Annotated in this window: 19 protein-coding genes; 9 read left to right on the plus strand and 10 right to left on the minus strand. The window is 66.1% G+C overall.

Annotated elements, in window-relative coordinates:
• The first annotated feature begins 11 nt into the window (after positions 1–11).
• The 6 genes from trbG to trbL are packed head-to-tail and all read left to right on the plus strand — an operon-like array spanning position 12 to position 5,030.
• The gene (trbG, locus tag BLT98_RS03195) at positions 12–887 is read left to right on the plus strand and encodes a P-type conjugative transfer protein TrbG (RefSeq protein ID WP_092606842.1); all 876 of its coding nucleotides are present in this window, start codon (positions 12–14) and stop codon (positions 885–887) included.
• Position 888: 1 nt separating this feature from the next.
• Positions 889–1,380, plus strand: a complete 492-nt coding sequence (locus tag BLT98_RS03200) for a hypothetical protein (RefSeq protein WP_092605197.1) — start codon at positions 889–891, stop codon at positions 1,378–1,380.
• The gene (locus BLT98_RS03205) at positions 1,377–2,729 is read left to right on the plus strand and encodes a TrbI/VirB10 family protein (protein ID WP_092605199.1); all 1,353 of its coding nucleotides are present in this window, start codon (positions 1,377–1,379) and stop codon (positions 2,727–2,729) included. The genes BLT98_RS03200 and BLT98_RS03205 overlap by 4 nt, the downstream gene beginning before the upstream one ends.
• Positions 2,730–2,747: 18 nt before the next feature.
• Complete coding sequence (gene trbJ / locus BLT98_RS03210) at positions 2,748–3,509, plus strand: P-type conjugative transfer protein TrbJ (RefSeq protein ID WP_092605201.1); 762 nt, start codon at positions 2,748–2,750, stop codon at positions 3,507–3,509.
• Between the two features lie 10 nt (positions 3,510–3,519).
• A complete protein-coding gene (gene trbK / locus BLT98_RS03215; RefSeq protein ID WP_092605203.1) occupies positions 3,520–3,729 on the plus strand; it encodes an entry exclusion lipoprotein TrbK in 210 nt (69 codons plus the stop codon).
• A 5-nt stretch (positions 3,730–3,734) separates the two neighbouring features.
• Entirely contained in the window at positions 3,735–5,030 is a 1,296-nt protein-coding gene (gene trbL / locus BLT98_RS03220) for a P-type conjugative transfer protein TrbL (RefSeq protein ID WP_244517367.1), read from the plus strand.
• A 166-nt stretch (positions 5,031–5,196) separates the two neighbouring features.
• On the opposite strand, the gene BLT98_RS03225 is transcribed toward trbL, so the two are convergent.
• The 6 genes from BLT98_RS03225 to traJ all read right to left on the minus strand — a co-directional run bounded on the left by BLT98_RS03225 (position 5,197) and on the right by traJ (position 13,837).
• Positions 5,197–8,439, minus strand: a complete 3,243-nt coding sequence (locus tag BLT98_RS03225; RefSeq protein ID WP_244517368.1) for a zincin-like metallopeptidase domain-containing protein — start codon at positions 8,437–8,439, stop codon at positions 5,197–5,199.
• Positions 8,411–8,689, minus strand: coding sequence for a hypothetical protein (locus BLT98_RS03235; RefSeq protein ID WP_244517369.1), 279 nt, complete (start codon positions 8,687–8,689; stop codon positions 8,411–8,413). The genes BLT98_RS03225 and BLT98_RS03235 overlap by 29 nt, the downstream gene beginning before the upstream one ends.
• Positions 8,690–8,728: 39 nt before the next feature.
• Entirely contained in the window at positions 8,729–9,265 is a 537-nt protein-coding gene (gene traF / locus BLT98_RS03240) for a conjugative transfer signal peptidase TraF (protein ID WP_092605207.1), read from the minus strand.
• Positions 9,262–11,172, minus strand: coding sequence for a type IV secretory system conjugative DNA transfer family protein (locus BLT98_RS03245; RefSeq protein WP_092605209.1), 1,911 nt, complete (start codon positions 11,170–11,172; stop codon positions 9,262–9,264). Before BLT98_RS03245 ends, traF begins: the two co-directional genes overlap by 4 nt.
• Positions 11,169–13,397, minus strand: a complete 2,229-nt coding sequence (traI, locus tag BLT98_RS03250; protein ID WP_092605211.1) for a TraI/MobA(P) family conjugative relaxase — start codon at positions 13,395–13,397, stop codon at positions 11,169–11,171. Before traI ends, BLT98_RS03245 begins: the two co-directional genes overlap by 4 nt.
• Positions 13,398–13,459: 62 nt before the next feature.
• Positions 13,460–13,837 carry a conjugal transfer transcriptional regulator TraJ gene (traJ, locus tag BLT98_RS03255; protein ID WP_092606851.1) on the minus strand — a complete coding sequence of 126 codons (378 nt, stop codon included), beginning with the start codon at positions 13,835–13,837 and terminating at the stop codon, positions 13,460–13,462.
• A gap of 369 nt (positions 13,838–14,206) precedes the next feature.
• Here traJ and BLT98_RS03260 point away from each other — a divergent pair, with 369 nt between their 5' ends.
• Genes BLT98_RS03260 through BLT98_RS03270 form a run of 3 tightly spaced genes read left to right on the plus strand, consistent with a single transcriptional unit; the run spans position 14,207 to position 15,761 of the window.
• Positions 14,207–14,599: a TraK family protein gene (locus tag BLT98_RS03260; RefSeq protein WP_092605213.1), complete on the plus strand. Its 393-nt coding sequence runs from the start codon at positions 14,207–14,209 to the stop codon at positions 14,597–14,599.
• Positions 14,599–15,324 carry a nucleotide-binding protein gene (locus BLT98_RS03265; protein WP_092605215.1) on the plus strand — a complete coding sequence of 242 codons (726 nt, stop codon included), beginning with the start codon at positions 14,599–14,601 and terminating at the stop codon, positions 15,322–15,324. The genes BLT98_RS03260 and BLT98_RS03265 overlap by 1 nt, the downstream gene beginning before the upstream one ends.
• Entirely contained in the window at positions 15,324–15,761 is a 438-nt protein-coding gene (locus BLT98_RS03270; RefSeq protein WP_092605217.1) for a conjugal transfer protein TraM, read from the plus strand. The genes BLT98_RS03265 and BLT98_RS03270 overlap by 1 nt, the downstream gene beginning before the upstream one ends.
• Here the strand turns inward: BLT98_RS03270 and BLT98_RS03275 are convergent.
• From BLT98_RS03275 to BLT98_RS03290, 4 genes are all read right to left on the minus strand, one after another.
• The gene (locus BLT98_RS03275) at positions 15,741–16,352 is read right to left on the minus strand and encodes an IncP plasmid survival protein KfrC family protein (RefSeq protein ID WP_139179001.1); all 612 of its coding nucleotides are present in this window, start codon (positions 16,350–16,352) and stop codon (positions 15,741–15,743) included. The genes BLT98_RS03270 and BLT98_RS03275 overlap by 21 nt on opposite strands.
• Before the next feature lie 30 nt (positions 16,353–16,382).
• Positions 16,383–16,727 (minus strand): KfrB domain-containing protein, encoded by a 345-nt coding sequence (locus BLT98_RS03280; RefSeq protein WP_092605221.1) that lies wholly within the window; start codon positions 16,725–16,727, stop codon positions 16,383–16,385.
• A gap of 115 nt (positions 16,728–16,842) precedes the next feature.
• The gene (locus BLT98_RS03285; protein WP_092605223.1) at positions 16,843–18,204 is read right to left on the minus strand and encodes a type II toxin-antitoxin system HipA family toxin; all 1,362 of its coding nucleotides are present in this window, start codon (positions 18,202–18,204) and stop codon (positions 16,843–16,845) included.
• Between the two features lie 3 nt (positions 18,205–18,207).
• A complete protein-coding gene (locus BLT98_RS03290; protein WP_092605225.1) occupies positions 18,208–18,573 on the minus strand; it encodes a helix-turn-helix transcriptional regulator in 366 nt (121 codons plus the stop codon).
• Between the last annotated feature and the right edge of the window lie 15 nt (positions 18,574–18,588).

The raw sequence follows: 18,588 nt of genomic DNA on the forward strand, positions 1-18,588 counted from the left end.
CCTTTCTGCTGATGCTGGCACTCGCCGCCGTCCAGGCTGCGGCCCAGGCCGCGCCAGACGGCAAGAGCGTCGCCGACAGCTATTTCTCCGGCAAGGATCTGGTACTGACCAGGCAGGAAAAAGATGCGATCGCCATCGCGCAGCGCTGGCGCACCGGCAGCGGCACTGGCATGCAGCCCGTCCCGGGGGAAGACGGCGCAATCCGCTTCCTGTTTGGTGCGCAGCAGCCCGGCATCGTGTGCGCCGTGCTGCAGGTATGCGATATCGAGCTGCAGGCGGGGGAACAGGTCAATTCCATCCACCTCGGCGACACGGCGCGGTGGACCGTGGAACCGGCCATCACGGGCAGCGGCCCCGCAGAAGTCCAGCACCTCATCATCAAGCCTCTCGACGTGGGGCTGGAAACCTCGCTGATCGTCACCACCAGCAGGCGTACCTACCACTTCCGCCTGCGCTCGCACCGCAGCGAGTTCATGCCGCGCATCGCCTTCACCTATGTAGAAGACGCGGCCGCCAAGTGGGACGCCATCAAGACTCGCGATACCAGGGAAAAGCAGGAACGCACCATCGCGCAGACCGGCGAGTACCTTGGCGACCTCAGTTTTGCGTATGCCGTGACGGGGTCCGCCCCCTGGAAGCCCGTGCGCGTGTACAACAACGGTAGCAAGACCATCATCCAGATGCCGCAGGCGATGGCGCAGACGGAGGCACCCACCCTGCTGGTGGTACGCAGGGACGGCGGCCTGTTCAGCGAAGATGAAACGGCCATGGTGAACTACCGCCTGCAGGGCGACCGCTACATCGTCGACACGGTCTTCGATAAGGCCATCCTGATAGCCGGCGCCGGCCGCACGCAGGACAAGATCACCATCACGCGGGAGAAATAGCATGCACGCCCTGATGCTCGCACGCCTGATTTTTACACACCTCCTGCTGGCCTGCCTTGCAGGCTGCGCCGCAAACCGCATGGTTGACGCGCCCGCCTACGGCAACCTGCTGGCCGCGCCGGTGCCAGCGCAGGAAAACGGCATCGCCGCTGATGCTGCCATGCGGCTTATCGCCAGTTATCCGCCTGCCCGCACGCGCTTTGCGCTGCAGCATGCGGCGCAGGACGGCTTCGGCAGGGAACTGCTGGAACGGCTGCGGTCGCAGGGCTACGCCATCGGAGAATTCAGCAGCCAGACGCCGGAAGCCGCACGGCCGCTGCCATCGGCTGCCAGCGCCATCGCGCTGCGCTACGTGCTGGACATGGCTGCAGAGCCGAACCTGGTCCGCCTGACCCTGTATGCGGGAAGCGAGTCGCTGACGCGCGCCTACCTGCTGCAAGGCGGCGCGGCGCGCCCGGCCAGCGCGTGGATACGCAGGGAGACTGCGCCATGAGCGGCGATGAAGATATGTCGCCGGACGCATCTCCCGGCAGCGTCCGCAGGAAATCCGGTGTGCGCAGGGTCAACAACCTGCCCGTCTACCTGGTTGGCGGCGCCATGGGCATCTTCCTTCTGGTGATGGCCCTGGTAGCCTGGGACCGCTCGGCGCAGCAAAACCGCCCGGCGGACCAACTGGAAGCCAAGGCAGGCAGCACCAGCATGTTCGCCAGCGAGATTGCGGGCAGCGAAAAGGACGGTTTCGTCGCGCCAGCAAAGGCAGCGGCCCCGCCAATGCCAGAGGTCCCCCCGCCCGGCGCCATCATCGTGGCGCGCCCCGATGACCTCGAAGCACCACCGCGACCGCCCGGCGGCGCGCAGCCGCTGGAAGAGCAGCGCGGCATGGAGGAACGCGAGCGTAGCCGCATGGACAAGCTGCGCCAGCTCGACGAAGCAGTCCGCTCGCGCACCACGGTGCAGGCAGCAGCACCGCGCAGCGCCGGTTCCGCGCCTGGCGGCATCCCGCTCAGCAAAGAGGAAGCCCTCACCCAGATGGCGGCCCTGCAGCAGCAGGCCGATGCGCAGGGCCGCGACAACCCTGCCGCCGCATACCTGGCCCGGCTGCAGCAGCTGCAGGCGGCAAGCCTGGGAGACAGTGCAGCCAGGCCCGTGTCGCCTGTCGAACCGGCGGCGGGTGGCAAGGACTACCGCCAGTTCGACGTCCAAGGCCAGGGCGACCGCTGGCGTCTCGACTCCCGTGAGCAAACGCCCCGCTCGCCGTATGAGCTGCGCGCCGGCTTTATCGTCCCGGCAGTCCTCATTTCCGGCGTCAATTCCGACCTGCCGGGCCAGATCGTCGCCCAGGTCAGCCAGGACGTGTTCGACACCGCGACAGGAAAATGGCGGTTGATCCCGCAGGGTTCGCGCCTCGTGGGCCAGTACTCGAGCGACATTGCCTACGGACAGTCGCGCGTGCTGGTCGCGTGGCAGCGCATCGTCTTCCCCGATGGCAAGGCTATGGACATCGGCAGCATGCCCGGCGCGGACAGCGCAGGCTATGCGGGCTTTCGCGACCAGGTCAACAACCACTACTTCCGCCTTTTCTCCTCGGCCTTCCTGATGTCAGGCATCACGGCGGGCATCGCCATGAGCCAGCCGCAGACACTGAGCCTGGGCACGCGCCAGAGCGCCAGCAGCGCCATGAGCGAGGCGCTGGGGCAGCAGCTTGGGCAGGTGACGGCCCAGCTGATCGCCCGGAACATGAACATCGCACCGACGCTGGAAATCCGGCCCGGCTACCGCTTCAACGTGATCGTCACCAAGGACCTGACCTTTTCCCGCCCCTACAAGGCATTCGACTACTGACGGCAAGGAGCAGCAATCATGGACAAATCTTTAGCGGCTAAAATCATGGCGGGCATGGTGCTCTGCATTCCGATTGCCGTGCAGCCGGCCCGTGCGGGGCTGCCGGTCATCGATGCCAGCAACCTGTCGCAGAACAGCGTGAGCGCCCTGGAAAACGTGGCGCATACGCTCAAGCAGATCCAGCAGTACCGCACGCAGCTGCAGCAGTACCAGAACATGCTGCAAAATACCGCCGCGCCGCCCGCCTTTATCTGGGACCAGGCCAGCCAGACGATGAACCTGCTGCGGCGCGAAATCGATACCCTCGGCTACTACAAGAACAGCCTGGGCAGCATTGACGCCTATCTGCGCAAGTACCGCAGCGCCAGCGACTACCGCGGATCGCCTTGCTTCTCGGTGCGCGGCTGCACGCAAGCCGAGTGGAATGCGATGAGCGACGCCCAGCGCCTCGGCTCGGATGCACAGAAGCGCTCGACCGACGCCCTCTTCCGGGGACTCGACCGCCAGCAGGACGCCATGGAGGCGGACGCGCGCCAGTTGATGAAACTGCAGGCGGCGGCGCAAGGCGCCAGCGGCCAGATGCAGGCCATCGGCTACGCCAACCAGCTGGCCAGCCAGCAAGCCACGCAGCTGCTGCAGATACGCGGCCTGTTGATTTCCCAGCAAAATGTCATCGCCACGCGCTACCAGAGCCTGGCCGACCGCGAGGCGATGCAGCGCGCCTCCGACGAAGTAGTGCTCAGCAACACCTATCGTCCCAGCCCCGCGCGCGGCTGGTAGGGAGGCAGCCATGCGACAGTCAATCATTCTGTTCGCCGTGTTGGTCCAGCTGGCGGCGTGCACGCCTGGCGATCCTGCAGACGCCCTGCCGCCCGTGACAGCAGAGAACTGCGAGCCGGCGGCGATTGCGAAGATCAAGGACCGGAAGGAGCGCAACCAGTTCGAAGACCTATGCGTGCGGCGCTACAGTTTCCGCCCCAGTCCGCCACGTGGTTGGTGAGGTGCATGATGAAAACTGCCGGCGCCACCAGAGCACCCGCATCCCCGGCCTTGTTACGGGGGCTTCTCATAATATGCCTGGTACTCGTTCCCCTCGCCGCACGGGCCGAAATCGACAGTACAGGCGTGCTGGATAACGTCCTGGCACGCTACTCTGCGATTGCCGCCACTTGGTCGGCGACAATCACGACCCACGCCACACGCCTGTTCTGGACCCTGGCCACCATCAGCATGGTGTGGACATTCGGCATGATGGCCCTGCGCAAGGCAGATATTAGCGAGTTCTTCGCCGAATTCGCCCGCTTCACCATTTTCACCGGCTTCTACTGGTGGCTGCTGCGTAATGGACCTGCCTTTGCAACTTCCATCATGGATTCAATGCGCGTGATCGCAGCAAACGCAAATGGTTCCAGCACCATCCTTTCCCCGTCCGGAATCGTCGATATCGGCTTTGATATTTTTGCCATGGTACTTTCAAAGTCAACCGTCTGGTCGCCGTTCAGCAGCGCAGTTGGCGTGGCTATCAGCCTGATTACCCTGATTGTTCTGGCGCTAATCGGCGTGAACATGCTGCTACTCCTGATCAGCGGCTGGATACTGGCGTATGCAGGCATCTTCTTTCTCGGCTTTGGCGGTTCACGCTGGACCTCGGACATGGCCATCAACTATTACAAAACGGTACTTAGCATCGGAGCACAGCTTTTCACCATGGTGCTACTCGTCGGCATCGGAAAATCGTTCATGGATGAGTTCTACACCAATATCAGTGCCGCATATAAGATGAAAGAACTTGCCGTCATTATGGTCGTCGCGATCATTCTGCTCGCACTGGTCAACAAAGTCCCCTCACTAATAGGCGGTCTGGCAATGGGCGGTGGCACCGGCGCGCTTGGCAGCGGCTTCGGTGCAGGAACGGCACTGGGTGCAGCCGCCATGGCCGCGACCGCCGCAGCAACCGCCGGTACCGCGGCTGTCGCAGGTACAGCGAACATCGCTGGCGGGGTTCAGGCGTTGATGGCGGCCGTCTCCAAGGCAAATGCTGCAGAAAGCGCAGGAAGCGGTACCCGCGACTTCATGGCCTCGGCCGGAGAAGGCGGCGGTGGAACAGGAGCCGATCCAGGCACCGGCAGCGGCGCGCTCGCCGCAGCCATGGGCGACACTGCGCAGGCGACAAGCAGCAGCGCGGACGCTGGAAGTGGTAGCGCAGAAACACAGCCAACAGGCAGCGCGTCACAGCAAGCGCAGCCTCCCGTCGCGCCGTCCAATCAGCAGGCGATGAGCTCGCAGCCAGTTGTACCATGACTCCTGATCGCCGTCGTCGAAAAGCGGCAGGTCAGGATGGCTGCGCGCGCCGCCTGCATGCATAACCAGCGGCGCGGCCTTGATCGGCAAGACATTCATTTCTGGATCTCCGTTCCATCGTTTAGGGTCCTTCGACCGTCAGCATGGGGCGCAAAGCCGCCTACAGTCACTGCGGTCCGGATCTGGCCAGCCGGCGCCGCAGCGGTTCCCGCGCAAGAGACAAGGCATCCTGATTGGCATTGGCCAGCCTGCTTTCAATTTCGGACTGCACGGCCGGACGCACCTGCCGGTCCAGCCCTTCCATGCCCAGCCGGCTCTTGCTGGCCAGGTCATTGAAGTCGGTGTATCCCTTCGGATCGGCCGCCTGCTCGCCCGGGGCAAAGATGGGCAGCAGCACGCGGCCGCCAGTCAGGCGGGCAGCTTCCTGCGCCTTGGCCTTGCCGGGGTTGATGCCCTGCGTTGCTTCCAGGTGCTGGTCGTTGTCCCCGGCGATGATCACCGGCTTGCCCGGGAAACGGCCGTGTAGCGCCTTCGCCACCAGTGGCAGGTTGCCGGAGTCAAAAGCGGCTACCGTGGCGAAGCCGACCGACTTTGACAGGCTGGCGGCGGTTGCGTAGCCTTCCGCGATGACCAGCGCAGGCGCCCGCGCCAGCGCCTCCAGGCCGCCGACGGCGTGGAAGCAGCCGGTCTTGCGGCTGTCGCGCGCAAAGCGCTTGCTGCCATCCTCGCCGATGTACTGCATGCTCCATTGCTTGCCATCGGCGTCGGTGGCCGGAATGTAGCTGGTCTTGCCTGCCTTGTCGGTAAAAATGCCCGGGGTAGGCCGCAGCCCCTTCGACACCAGGTACGGCGTCGGTTCCGCCATCGGCAGCAGGCTGGCCATCTGCCGCACGACGCGGCTCGCCGCTGCCTCCTGCAGCTGCGCCTGGGCGGCCTGCCGTTCCTGCAGCCTGGTAGCCGCTTCGGCCTGCAGCCGAGCCTTCTGTTCCGGGTCCAGCGCGTAACCCTTGTACTTCCAGTCCATCGCCTCGCCCGTCTTGTTGTTCTTGATATGGCCTGCCGGATGACCATCGAGGTGGGCGACATAAAAGCCGGAACCGGAATGCTCGCTGTGCTTTTCCCCTTCCACGGTAATACGGTGCTTTTGTCCATCCATCACGGGGTGCTCGCCGCTCACCACGCAGCGCAGGCTGCGCAGCGCGTCGGCAAACTCCTCCTGCGCCGTCATGGCGGGCCCCTGCTGCGGACCTGCCTTGCCGGGCATCCAGCGCGCCAGCCGCGCCATATTCGCCTTCGCTCCCGCATACCAGGACTTGGCCACCTTGTCCCATGCCGCGCCCGCCGCCTTGGCAAGCTTGCGTTCACCGTATGGCACGGCCAGGTACTGGCGCGGCTGGCGCGGTGTGGCTGGCGCGCCCTCACGCGGCTCCTGTCCGCCAGCCCCCTCGGCTGCGGGTTGCCGGTACCACTTCCCGAACACGGCGGGATCGGCCCCAGGCGGTACCATCCACGATTGCGCCGCCCTGTCCCAGCGCGCACCCAGGGCCTTGGCTTCTTCCTTTTCCCTGAACGGCACGGCAAGCAGCACACTTGCGCTAGCTGCGGCATGGCCGCTGCCCTGTTCAAGCTGCGCCACCCGGCGCTGCAGGTCCGCGCTGCCGGTGACGGCGGCCAGTTCCGCGCTTTTGCGCGCTTCGCGGGCCGCAACCAGGTCTTCCGCGGCGCTGGCAGGATCGCGCCGCACGCGTTCTTCGTGCAGGCGGGCCAGCTTCACGGCCTTCTCGCGTTCATCCGTTTCGGAGTGCGCGTCGATCAGCGCCAGCCTGCCCGCCAGCTGCGCCGCTTCGCGCTGGGTACCGCGATCGGCCAGCCACTGGTGGCGGCCATCGCCCTGCTGCGCGTAGACGCTCCAGAATTCCGGCCTGAGGCCAAGCTGATCGGCCGATGCTTCCTGCTGCACTCCATCCACCTCGCCAGTGGCCATGCCCTGCACCATCACGCGGCCATTCCAGTCGTGCGGCAAGGTAAAGCCCAGATGCCGCATGGCGGCTGCGTCCAGAGCGGCACCGGCCTCGCTGCCGCCACCGCGCAGTACCTGCAGCCGCGCCAGGGCCACCTCGCTGTCGCCCGCATTTCCCATATCGACCTTCACGATAGCCTCCCCTTCCTCCTGTTCCGCGCGCTTCTCTACCTTGGCGGCGTCGAACCCCTGCCAGTGCTGTTCCTGGGCCTCTGCCACGGCCTGCGCCACTTCCGGCGATGCAAAGCGCTCGCATGCGAAATCGCCGTCTGGCCCCCACACGACGCCAGCGAGTTCCCGCCCGTCCGGCGCCTCCATGCTGCGGTTGGCGGCCTGCGACTTCCCCACGTAGCAGCGTGCCGCTTCGTTCAGCGTGGCGAAGGACTGCGAAAACAGATCCTTGCCACCCACCCGTTCGCGGACTATGAAGGGCGCGGCATCTGCTGCAACAGGCGCCTGCTGCTGCGACGCAGCCTGCCCCAGCATTTGCACCTGTTCCAGTCCCAGCACATAGGCCTGGATCTTCTCGGCCCCGGACGCGGCGCGGAAAATCTCCAGGGGATCGGACTGCAGCGCGCGTATCCATGATCCGACATAGGCCGCGTGCTGGCCGGGATCGTGGCCGATGCCCAGCTCGTCGCCCAGCAGCATGCTGGCGATTTCCGCGCGCAGCTCTTCCCGCGCATATTCCTCGCTGCCGAAGGGATGGCCAAGGTCGCGGCCCAGCCGGCTGGCATGCCCGGTCCAGTGCCCCAGTTCATGCAGCGCCGTCGCATAGTAATTGTCCGCCTTGGGGAACTGCTCCTTGCGCGGCAGGTGGATGGTGTCGGTGGACGGCCGGTAGAACGCGCTGTCGCGGCCCTCGCGCCCGCCATGCTCGATGCTGGCGCCCGATGCCTGCAATATCCGCTCCGCCCGTTCGGCCGGCGCCCAGGCAGCAGGTGGCTGCGGCGCCAGCGGCGCCAGGCCGTCGATCTGCGACGCGTTGAAGACCGTGGAAAAAAACATCTGCGGCCTCTCCAGCCTGACGGACTGCCGCGCCTGGCGGCCGTCGCTGCCCAGTACCGGCTTGCCGTCGGCATCCGTCTGTCCCTGCTCCTCGCTGAATTTCCAGTATTGGATGGGCGTACCCTTCTCGCCTTGGCGCACCTGTGCACCGGCGGAAGCAGCCTGCTTGTAGGTCATCCAGCGCTGGTCTTCATGGCCTTCGCTCATCAGGTGCAGGGCATTGATGCCCTTGTAGCGCTTTCCCGTGGTGGGATTGAATGGCAGGAATGCTCCCGGCTCTCCTGGCTGCCACGGCTTCTGCCAGGGCGCCGTGCCTTCCCTGAGCTGCGCCACCAGCTTCTCGGCGATCGTTTCAATCAGTGACTTGGGCAGGTCGTTCATGGTTCGTGCTCCCTGTCAGGGGCAGCGGCGCGCTGGCAGCGGCCAGGTCGATGACGCCTGCCGCCGCATCGTGTTCATCCACGGCATCCTCGGCAAAGGAGCCGGCCTGTTCGGCTTCATCCGGCGCGAACTCGGCCCGGCTGCCAGGTATGGCGGCGTCGCCCAGCTTCTCGCGCAGGATGGCAGCCATGGCCTGTTCTTCGGCCATCGCGCCACCAGCCTGCCTGTCTCGTGCATTCTCATTCTTCATCGGTTTCCTCCTCATCTACGCGGTTGAAAATGGGACGCGCTACCAGGTCAGCACCGGGACGATCACCGTGCGGACCTGCATGCGCTGAACGGGGCCGAAGTAGCGCGCGTCGAAAGACCGGGGATTGGCGTCCGCCATCAGCAGCAGCTGGAATTCGCTGAGGATGTAGCGGTCGGCCTGGAAGCGCGCCATGGGACGGCCATTGCCGTCAGCGGCCAGCGGAGCGCTGTGCGCCAGCAGGCGCCCGTTGACGCGCACGCCGTCCGGCGCCACGCTGACCGCGTCATTGCCCGTGCCAAGCACTTTCTTCATCATGTAGCCATAGCCGCCGGGACAGAAACCCGCGCCGATGTAGCCGCGCCGGCGCGCCTCCTCGAACACCCCCAGCTGGGGCGGACAGAACATCACGTAGCGCCCGGGCGCCACCGGGGCCGAACTGGTCCAGTACAAGCCGCGCGGAATGCTATGGCTGCTGTTGATGCGCGCGCCAGCCAGGTGGGCTGCCACGCCCAGCACCAGCAGCGCGGCGCCCAGCGAGGCGCTCCAGGCGCCGAGTTTCACGCATGTCCGGTTCATAGCCGTATGCCCTCCCCGTCCGCAGGCCGGTGCGCGTGGTGCAGCTTGTCGCTTTTCGTGGGCGCGGGGATGGCGGCGCGCGCCTGGAAGACCGCATCCTGGAAGTACAGCGGCTGGCGGCCGTAGATCGCCGGATAGCCTGCCACGTAGACGACCATGTCGCCGGCCTTCTCGATGTCGCCACTGGCCGACTTGACGGGGCCGGGCATGCGCAGGCACTCGTCCGGCGTGAGCAGCGGGCGCTGCGTCTCCTGGATGGTGCGCGACACCTGCGCCAGCAAGGCGCTGGTGCGGCGCCCGCTGGTCGTAACCTGTTCCTTCGCCACCGTGGTCTGGCCCGTCAGCTTGGACAGGTGCTCGGCCGTCTCAAGCCGGTTCGGCGGATAGGCATTCTGGATATGGCAGCTCGAGGTGATGCTTTCATCGGGACCATAGCCCGTTTCGCGGCTCTTGAGCTGGTTGATGTCCTGGCAGATCAGGTAGCACTTGATGCCGTAGCCCGCCAGGAAGCCCAGGGACTCCTGCATGATGTCCAGCTTGCCCAGGCTGGGAAACTCGTCGAGCATCATCAGGAGGCGGTGCCGGTAGCGCGCCACGGGACGCCCGTTCTCGAAGCTGACGCGGTCGGCCAGCTGGCGCACGATCATGTTGACCAGCACGCGCACCAGCGGGCGCAGGCGCGCCTTGTCCGTTGGCTGCGTGACGATATAAAGGCTCACCGGGCTGTCGTGGTGCATCAGGTCGCGGATGCGGAATTCCGAGCGACTCACATTGCGCGCGACGATCGGGTCGCGGTACAGCGACAGATAGGACTTGGCCGTCGACAGCACGGAACCGGCTTCCTCCTCGGGCCGGTCGAGCATGTCGCGCGCGGCCGAACCCACCACCGGATGATTGCGTCCATCGGCATGGCTGTAGGTGATCATTTCCATCCACAGCTCGCCGATGCCGCGGTTCGGGTCCGCCATCATGCCGTCGACCACGGACAGGGTGGCCGTCGTGCCTTCGGCGCGCGCCTTGTACAGCGCATGCAGGATCACGCCCACGATCAGCGCCTGGCTGGTCTTTTGCCAGTGGGTTTCGAGCCCCTTGCCGTCCGGGTCGACGATCAGGGTGGCGAGATTCTGCACGTCGCCCACCTCGTGCTCCGTATCGAGACGGATCTCGTCGAGCGCATTCCAGCACACGCTGCCCTTGGCGGCGGCCGGCTCGAAGTACAGCACCCTGTTCGCCGCATGCTTCTGGCGCCAGCCGGAGGTCAGCGCCCACAGCTCGCTTTTCAGGTCCGTGATGACGGCGCTGTGCGGCCACGCGAGCAGGGTCGGCACCACCAGGCCGACACCCTTGCCGGAGCGGGTAGGCGCGTACGTCAGCACGTGTTCCGGCCCGTCGTGGCGCAGGTAGTGCTGCCTGCCCGCCCGATCCAGCCAGGCCCCCACGTACACGCCGGCGCTGGCCGGCTGCGCCCTTCCTGCCAGCAGTTGCCACAGCGAGCGTGTCGCGGGCAGCAGGCCGGCGGCGCGGATGTCCGTGATGTTCGCCCAGCGCGCCGAGCCGTGCAGGTACTCGCTGGCACGGGCCGAATTCACCGAGATCATCCGGGCTACCAGCAGCCCGATCAGTCCGACGCCCGCGACGCTGATACCCACGCTGCCCGCCTGCATCAGCGCATCCGGATACTGGCCGCGCCACCTGGCAGCCCAGCCAACGATGGCCCATGGCGGATACACCTGGCTGGCATGCCAGCCCAGCGCGCTCTGGTAGTGGAAGGCGTGGGCAAAGAACTGGGTGGCCGCCTGGAAACCGCCAACGAGGGTGAGCGCGGCCAGCGCGGGGATGGCCTTGCGGGCACCCCGCCGCGCGCTGCGCACCTGGGGGCCGACTGCATTATTGAACCTGTCTTTCATCTGGTCCGTCCTTTCGTCTTGATGACGCCGTCAAGCGTCACGGTGACGGCATCACCGGGGGCCAGCTGGCGCAAGCGCCTTGCTGCTGCGCCGCTCACCGGCAGGACCATCGTTGCCGCGCCCCGCTCCAGCAGCGCCAGCACCTGGCCGCCCGCCTCGCGCAGCCCGGCAAAGACAGCTGGCCCCTTGACACAATCATATCGTTCAAATTTCGGTATATCGGACAATCGCGGCCTTGTTTGTTCCTGCTCAAGGAGGAAGGCATCCACTGCCGCCGAGCCGGTATCCCGCTTGTCCGCTACGCCTCCCCGCCCAGGAACATGCCGTCGCACGCGCTGATCTGCTGCGGCTCCTTGCTGCTCCATGTGACCAGGTACATCACGCGGCAATAGCACTTCAGTTCCACTGCCGATGCGAACCATACCGAGTTGGGACAGCTTTCGCAGACGGTGCCTGGCTGCGGGCGGCGGATGGCCTCCAACGCCGCCAGGGTCGGACTGGGAGTGGGAGCCGCGCCGCTGTCCGGCGCCTGCGCGGCCGGCCGTGGTGGCGGCGCGCGCTCCAGCGACTCCAGCGCCTGCTCCAGCAGCGCGTCGCGCTGCGCCTTCACCGGGCTGTCCGCCCCGGCGCGATTGCCTTGTCTGTTCATCCTGCTTCTCCTTCGTGCCCACGGCACGCAACAGGTCCTGCCGGCGCCGCTCCAGCACGGCGTCGTCGAACGTGACCGCCAGGTGCGCGGCAGCCGCCGCCTGGATGACCTGGTCCTGGAACGCGGTGCTGCCATCGACATGCAGGCAGCGGCCATAGCGCGATACCGCCATGTCCAGCGCCAGCAGCAGGCCCGCCTGCGTGGCGCCGCGCGTGATTTTCAGCTTATGCCCGTCGTCGCGGATCGTGGTCGCGCCAGCGCAATAGATAAGCGTGCCATGCTTGGTGACGCTGTCCTGCCGCAAACCATTTGGCGCCTGCGCCCCGCCTGCCTCACTTGCCGGCGCGCTGCCGGCCAGCGTGTTGCCTGCCAGGCCCGGCTGGCCGCCGCGCGCGCGCAGGGCAGCCAGCGCCTGGGCGTCGCCAGCCCCGGCACGGCTGCGCAGCCAGTCCGCCCAGGCAAGGCGGCCGTGCTGGCTGCGGATGACGCGGCGCTCGGCAAGGTAGCCGCTATTGATGCGTTCAATGTCCGCCATGAGCGTCTTCGCGGCTGCCGCATACAGGATGCGTTTGGCAAACGGGCCGCAGGCAAGCATGCGGATGGCAGCCCGCTTGAGCCTGCCCCGGCGCTTCGCCTCGGCAATCAGCCGCTGGTGCTGTGCGCGCGCGCCCGGCAGGGCGCCAGCGCGCACCTGTACGGCGTCCTGCTGCTGTTCCTGATAAAGCGCATACAGTGCGGCCGTTGCCACGCGCAGGCGCAGCGGCTGGCGAATTTGGCCCGCCTGGCTGGGATGGCCTCCAGTCCCGGCCGGCCCGGGAGTGAATGGCCCCAGCCGCGCTTCCAGGCGCGCCCTGGAACAGTCGCGGTGCACGGAGCTGGCCTTCACGGCCGTGCCGTCATCGGCCAGGATCACCAGGCCGTTGCCCCGTTCGCGCAGCGCCAAGCCGTGCGCCAGCAGCACGCCGTGCAGTTCCTGCCACGAGGCCGCATCCCGCATCTGCGCATGGCATGCGCGGCGCACCAGTCCCAGCAGGCTCTCGATGCCGGCGTGGCGCTCCATGTCCATGGCGCGGCTGGCGGCGCCCGTTTGCCGCGCCTGGTGGTTGTCGCGCTGCAAGCCGAACTCGTCCTCCAGCGCCGCGCACAGAAGGCCCAGCGTGGCATGGTCGCGGTAAGGCTGGTGGATCGTATAGCGGCTGGGATGGATCTTGTTGATGGCGATATGCACGTGCAGATTGTCCGTATCGTGGTGCACGACGCTGATGCGCTGGTGCGCCCCATAGCCCAGCCCGTGGCAGATGCGCGCTTCCACGGCCTGCAGCACGGCCGGGGGCGGTTCCTCGCCGGCAGGGAAACTGAGGATCAGGTGATAGGTCTTGTCCGACAGCGCGCGCTGGTTCTGCGCCTGCGTGTTGAGGATCTCGGTGACAGCCACTGCGGGCTGGTCCGACTGGCAGTTCGTGACCGTCACGCAGCCGACGCGCTCCCGCTTGGCCTGCGCATCGGCCAGGTAGGCCAGCAGGCTGGCAAAGCCGCTTTTCCGGGCCACCTTCATGGGAACATGCTTGGCGATCATGCTGCTCTCCCCTGCTGTCCTGCCAGCGCCGGTGCCTGGCTGGCACGGCCAATTTTTAGCGGCTAAAGTCCGCGCCCCTGCTGCGGCAAGACCACGGCGCGCATGATGGCATGCATTTCATCCTGGGTATCGGCGATCTTGGCCAGCACAGCGCGGATCGTCGTCTCGCCGAACGCGGCAGTGCGCTCGTCGTTGGTCAGCCACAGCTTCAGCAGGCCGCCCAGCCGGCCCAGGTCGCCATTGATGCGCGCCAGTTCCTCGACGCGCCGGTGGTCGAGGATGCCCGGCAGCAGGTGGCCCAGCCCGACCCTGCGCAGATAGGCCGCCACCGGCAGCCCGGCTGCGGCTGCCAGCCGCTTGATCTGCGCTTCTTCATCGGGCAGCACCGGCACGCGCAGCTGCCGGGCCTTGCGGGTGGTGGCGTGTCCTGGTTCTTGCATGGCGTCCTCGCGGTTGGCGCGGCACGCGCAGGCCTCGCAGAGCAGGATGTCCGTTGAGCGCCGCAGGCGCGAATAAGGCACCGTGAAGAGAGATAACCGGCCCGCCGGTTAGCTAACTTCACCTATCCTGCCCCGGCCCGCACGGCGACCGAGCCATTTAATCGTAGGACAGGCTTTCGATTTAACCCTTGTTCTGGCACAAAACGGAGCGGATTTTATCGTTCACTATTCCGAAAAGGCCTTTAAAGGCCTTATCTGCTTCCAACTGTGGCATATCAGGCTTCAACCGCGTCAGATTGGTGGTTCAACCGTGCCAGTTTTGTGGTGTAACCGTGCATCTTCCGCATAACGTGAAGGGGAATAAATACCATGGAGAAACCCTATGCCGAACAACTGAGTGACTGGATCAAATGCAGCAAGCCGGCCAAGCGCGACCAGTACCTGGTCGCCTTCCTCGCCGTCAGCGACGATGTACGCGCCGCACTGGCGGCGGGCTTTCCCATGAATACCATCTGGCGCCATATGTATGCCTCGGGACGCGTACCGTTCGGCTACGACACGTTCCTGAAGCACGTGCACCGCATGCTGAAAGCCACCGCACCGGCCGGGGAGACGGCTGGACAAGGCGTGGCGCCGCAGCGGCTGGCATCCCGCCAGGCCCGCGCGGCATCCGGGAAGCCGGACGCCGTGACACCCCGCCCGGCGCCAGCGCCGGCCGGCTTCCATTTCAACCCGATCCCGGACAAAAAGGAGCTACTATAATGGCCCATATCCATATGATGCTGCAGGGTAAAGGCGGAGTCGGCAAGTCGCTGATCGCCGCCATCCTCGCCCAGTACATGCTCAGCAAGGCCCGCACGCCGCTGTGCATCGACACCGATCCCGTGAATGCCACCTTCCATGGCTACCAGGCGCTGCAGGTTCGGCGCATCGACCTGATGGAAGAGGAAGAAATCAATCCGCGCGGCTTCGACGCCCTGATCGACCTGGTGGCGCAGGCGCAGGGAGACGCCATCATCGACAACGGCGCCAGTTCCTTCGTGCCTCTGTCACACTACCTGATCAGCAACCAGATCCCGGCCCTGCTGGCGGAACTCGACCACCTGCTGGTGGTGCACACCGTGATCACGGGCGGCCAGGCCCTGCTCGATACCATCAGCGGCTTTGCCCACCTGGCCAGCCAGTTTCCGCCGGAAACCCGCTTCATCGCCTGGCTCAATCCCTACTGGGGCCCGGTCGAGCACGAGGGTAACGGTTTCGAACAGATGAAAACCTATCTGGCCAACAGGGAACGCCTGTCCGCCATCGTCCGCCTGCCCGTCTTGAAAAAGGAAACCTTCGGACGCGACCTGGCCGGCATGCTGCAGCAGCGCCTGACCTTCGACGAGGCGCTGGCCATGCCTGCGCTGCCGATCATGACGCGCCAGCGCCTGAGCATCATCCGGCGCCTGGTGTACGGCGAACTCGATGCCGCGATGGTGCTGTGATGGGCGACCAGACAGAGGAGTTGCTGCGGGAAATTGCCGCGAAGCATGGCATCGCCGTCGCGCGCGACGACCCCATCCTGGTTTTGCAGACCATCAACAGCCGCCTGATGCAGGACAGCGCCAGGGCCCAGCAGGTCCAACTGGATCGGTTCAAGGAGGAAATGGAGGAGCTGTCGCGGCGCTGGAGCACGGACGCCAGGGAAAAGGCCGAACGCATCGTCAATGCGGCGCTGGCCGCCGCCCGGGAAGCCATGGCTGCCGCCATGCAGGAAGGTGGCGAGCAAGCGGCAAGAGCGGCGCGCCAGGAAATCGACGGCGCCCTGCTGCAACTCGCCCGTCCCGTGCGCGCCGCGCATGCCATCGCGGTATTGAATGTTGCCGCCGGCTGCCTGGCCATGCTGGCGGCGGCCGTGGCCTCATGGGCCGTGCTGCGATAGGCCCAGCCGCGAGCCGCGGCCGGCCTGTAGCTGGTGGCTGCGTTCAGCCCCCTGCTGCGTCTGCTGCCGCTGCAGCAGCTTTTCCAGGCGCTGCGCCTGCTGCTGCGCATCCCACTCGCTGGCCAGCCCGGGATGCCGGGTACGCAATTTGCGCGCAGCCAGTTCCTCGATGCGCGGCGCGTGCACGCCCATGCTGTCGCGCACCTCGCGCACCAGTTCCAGGCGACCCAGCAGGCGCTGCATGGTTTTCTGTTGCTGCTGCACTTGCTGCTGCCACTGCGCGCGGGTGGCGGGAAATGCCAGCAAGCCCGGCTGCTGCATCTGCGTGCGCTGCAGGCGCGATGCCTGCGATTCGATCAGGTTTTCCAGCCTGTCCTCGATGCGCTCGACCTGCTCGTGCTTGGCCTCGACCTGCGCCGCCAATGCCGCGCCATACTGCGTGTCCAGCGGGGCGGCATCCAGCATTGCCGCCTGCTCCAGTTGCTCGTCCGCTGCCTGGTACAGCTGCGCGTCAGCCTGCATCTCGGCGCCGCCCCGCGCGCCTGCGCTGGCAGTCCTGCCTTGCTGCGGCCGCTCCATCGATAGTTTCATGATCCGCCTCCCCTATCAGCGGGCTCTGCCCTACCGGCTCAGCTTGCGCCCCTGTTTGACGCTGACACTGCTGCTGTGCGCCTGGCCGTCCTCGTAGCTGACACTGGTATCGATACCCGTCCCAGGTACTTTAGCGAAATCGCTGGCGGCGTGCTTGACCAATGTCTTCCCGACTTGCTGGTACACGCTGGCGCCATCGGCGTGCACGATGACGCCGGCATACGTCTTGGCCTTGTCAGCGTCACCCGCAAGATAAATATCGTAGATGCCGGGCTTGATCGCCCCGGCCTTATCTACCTTGCTTGTGGCCCACTGTCCGCCCTGCTCGTTTTGCAGCAGGCGCTGCCCGTTCATGACCAAGACTCTTTGCTTCATCAATACGCTCCTGTTTATCGGTAGGACGTGACAGCGGCCGATTCGTTCGGCGATGGGCCATTTTAAGACGCGATACTTGCCGCTGGGCAGCTAAATGCCTGCGATGTGGTACACATCAAACTGGCGCTGCGCCTGCTTCGTCATCCGACATGTCCCTGAGCCTTCGCGCCTGGCGCGATATGCCCTGGAGAATGGCATCGGCAAGATCCGCGGGAAAGCCGGGTGGCAGCAAGCCATACATGGCGGCCACCACCGCATCGGCATGCCCTAGCACCTCGTCGATCACGTCCTGCGCCGCGGCCACGCCGAAACTGGCCTGGCGGGCCTGGCTCAGCCAGTGGCGCCGCTGGATCTGCTCCAGGTGATAATGGTTGCTGGCGCCGCGCACGGCCATTGCCAGCCGGGCATTCTGGCGCGGCAACTGGTGCGCGCCGGGGCCGATGATGGGATGGGCGGACAGCACGTCGTAGAGCGGCGTCAACTGGAAACGGCTGTGCGGCAAATGGAAAATGCTGAAGTTCTTCGCATGGCCATCGGTCGCCGCCAGCAGCCAGAACACCAGCTGGGTCTTGAAGAAGCGGCGGCGGTCTGCCTCGGCCTGCGCAGACCCGAGCAGGACATCCATGATGCGGCTGATGCCCGGCCCGCCATCAGCCTGGTACTTGTGCAGGGGCGGAGTGCCAGTCGCCTGGCAAAAATCCTCCTGCGGCAGCCGGACGATCCAGCTGCCGTCGCCCGACAGCCTGCGGTCGAAGCGCTCCACCACCAGCGTCTTCAGGCCCTCGAAAGTGGCGATGCGGCAAGGCGCCGTGGACAGTCCAAACGCGTGCATGATCTGCGAACACAGCCATTCGTTTTCCACCGAGGTGCGCATGTCCGCCCGCATATTCCCCACCAGCCCCATGGGCAGCTTCAGTATGTGCGTCGTCGGCGTGCTGCCGGTGGGACGATGCCACTGGCCGCGATGCCATAGCAAGGCCGTCTTTTCCTGGGCGCCGGCAATCGACAGGCGCAGGTCCGGCTCTGTGCCGGCATGCCCGAACGGGGCTTCCGCGACCGTGTTGCGCAGTATCCTCGTCACGCCAGCCTCGTCCAGCGCCTCGCCCGTGATGGTAAACAGATCCGTGGGTACCTCGCCGGGCGGCAATAGCTGGATGGCGCCGACACAGTCGCGCCCGGCCGCAGCGAGCAGCTGGTATGGCGCGATGCCGCCGGTCTGGAAGTGCTGGGCCATGCGGCGGCGGATCGGTTCGCTGTCAGGCAGGAGGTTGTCGAAATAATTCTGCACCAGCGGGCCGCGATAGGAGCCGCCCTGCGGCTTGAAAGGCATCGACAGCGACAGCGGCCGCCCGGCCTCGTCCTCGATCCACGCGTCAAAGTAGGTCAATGAAGAGGTGCCAGCGGACGCATCCCAGTAGGCAACCGGCGTGCCGTTCAGCCACAGGTTCAGGCGCTGCGCATGCGCTCGCCGGTCCATGGCTTACCAGCGCTCCCTGGCCGATGGCGGAGGTTCCTGCCTTGCCGGCGCTTCCGGCCGCGCGGGACCAGGCGCACTCTGGCGCGCGAGGCGGGCGGCCGGCGGCCCCGCATCGGTTGCCTCCTGCGCCATGGCGGCATCCGGGGATGGCTGCCCGGCTGGCGAGAGCAGCAATTCGGCCCCCAACAGCCGCAGCACCGTGTACAGGCGCTCGACGCTGGTGGAAGCAGGATTGGCTTCGATCTGCGCATAGCTTTGCTGCGTGATGCCCAGCTGCTCCGCCAGCGCCTGCTGCGACAGGCCAGCCTGCTTGCGGAAGCCGACGAGAATCGGCCGCAACTGCTGCAGGGATCGGATCGGATAGTCCATGGCGTGTCCTGGGAT

Source organism: Janthinobacterium sp. YR213 (genome assembly GCF_900099875.1).
In the GTDB taxonomy this organism is placed as follows: Bacteria; Pseudomonadota; Gammaproteobacteria; order Burkholderiales; family Burkholderiaceae_D; genus Janthinobacterium; species Janthinobacterium lividum.

What these genes read in the sequence shown, in the direction of transcription:
- trbG (WP_092606842.1), top strand. Translation starts at nt 12, where the DNA reads ATGCTGGCACTCGCCGCCGTCCAGGCTGCGGCCCAGGCCGCGCCAGAC.
- BLT98_RS03200 (WP_092605197.1), top strand. Translation starts at nt 889, where the DNA reads ATGCACGCCCTGATGCTCGCACGCCTGATTTTTACACACCTCCTGCTG.
- BLT98_RS03205 (WP_092605199.1), top strand. Translation starts at nt 1,377, where the DNA reads ATGAGCGGCGATGAAGATATGTCGCCGGACGCATCTCCCGGCAGCGTC.
- trbJ (WP_092605201.1), top strand. Translation starts at nt 2,748, where the DNA reads ATGGACAAATCTTTAGCGGCTAAAATCATGGCGGGCATGGTGCTCTGC.
- trbK (WP_092605203.1), top strand. Translation starts at nt 3,520, where the DNA reads ATGCGACAGTCAATCATTCTGTTCGCCGTGTTGGTCCAGCTGGCGGCG.
- trbL (WP_244517367.1), top strand. Translation starts at nt 3,735, where the DNA reads ATGATGAAAACTGCCGGCGCCACCAGAGCACCCGCATCCCCGGCCTTG.
- BLT98_RS03225 (WP_244517368.1), bottom strand. Translation starts at nt 8,439, where the DNA reads ATGAACGACCTGCCCAAGTCACTGATTGAAACGATCGCCGAGAAGCTG.
- BLT98_RS03235 (WP_244517369.1), bottom strand. Translation starts at nt 8,689, where the DNA reads ATGAAGAATGAGAATGCACGAGACAGGCAGGCTGGTGGCGCGATGGCC.
- traF (WP_092605207.1), bottom strand. Translation starts at nt 9,265, where the DNA reads ATGAACCGGACATGCGTGAAACTCGGCGCCTGGAGCGCCTCGCTGGGC.
- BLT98_RS03245 (WP_092605209.1), bottom strand. Translation starts at nt 11,172, where the DNA reads ATGAAAGACAGGTTCAATAATGCAGTCGGCCCCCAGGTGCGCAGCGCG.
- traI (WP_092605211.1), bottom strand. Translation starts at nt 13,397, where the DNA reads ATGATCGCCAAGCATGTTCCCATGAAGGTGGCCCGGAAAAGCGGCTTT.
- traJ (WP_092606851.1), bottom strand. Translation starts at nt 13,837, where the DNA reads ATGCAAGAACCAGGACACGCCACCACCCGCAAGGCCCGGCAGCTGCGC.
- BLT98_RS03260 (WP_092605213.1), top strand. Translation starts at nt 14,207, where the DNA reads ATGGAGAAACCCTATGCCGAACAACTGAGTGACTGGATCAAATGCAGC.
- BLT98_RS03265 (WP_092605215.1), top strand. Translation starts at nt 14,599, where the DNA reads ATGGCCCATATCCATATGATGCTGCAGGGTAAAGGCGGAGTCGGCAAG.
- BLT98_RS03270 (WP_092605217.1), top strand. Translation starts at nt 15,324, where the DNA reads ATGGGCGACCAGACAGAGGAGTTGCTGCGGGAAATTGCCGCGAAGCAT.
- BLT98_RS03275 (WP_139179001.1), bottom strand. Translation starts at nt 16,352, where the DNA reads ATGAAACTATCGATGGAGCGGCCGCAGCAAGGCAGGACTGCCAGCGCA.
- BLT98_RS03280 (WP_092605221.1), bottom strand. Translation starts at nt 16,727, where the DNA reads ATGAAGCAAAGAGTCTTGGTCATGAACGGGCAGCGCCTGCTGCAAAAC.
- BLT98_RS03285 (WP_092605223.1), bottom strand. Translation starts at nt 18,204, where the DNA reads ATGGACCGGCGAGCGCATGCGCAGCGCCTGAACCTGTGGCTGAACGGC.
- BLT98_RS03290 (WP_092605225.1), bottom strand. Translation starts at nt 18,573, where the DNA reads ATGGACTATCCGATCCGATCCCTGCAGCAGTTGCGGCCGATTCTCGTC.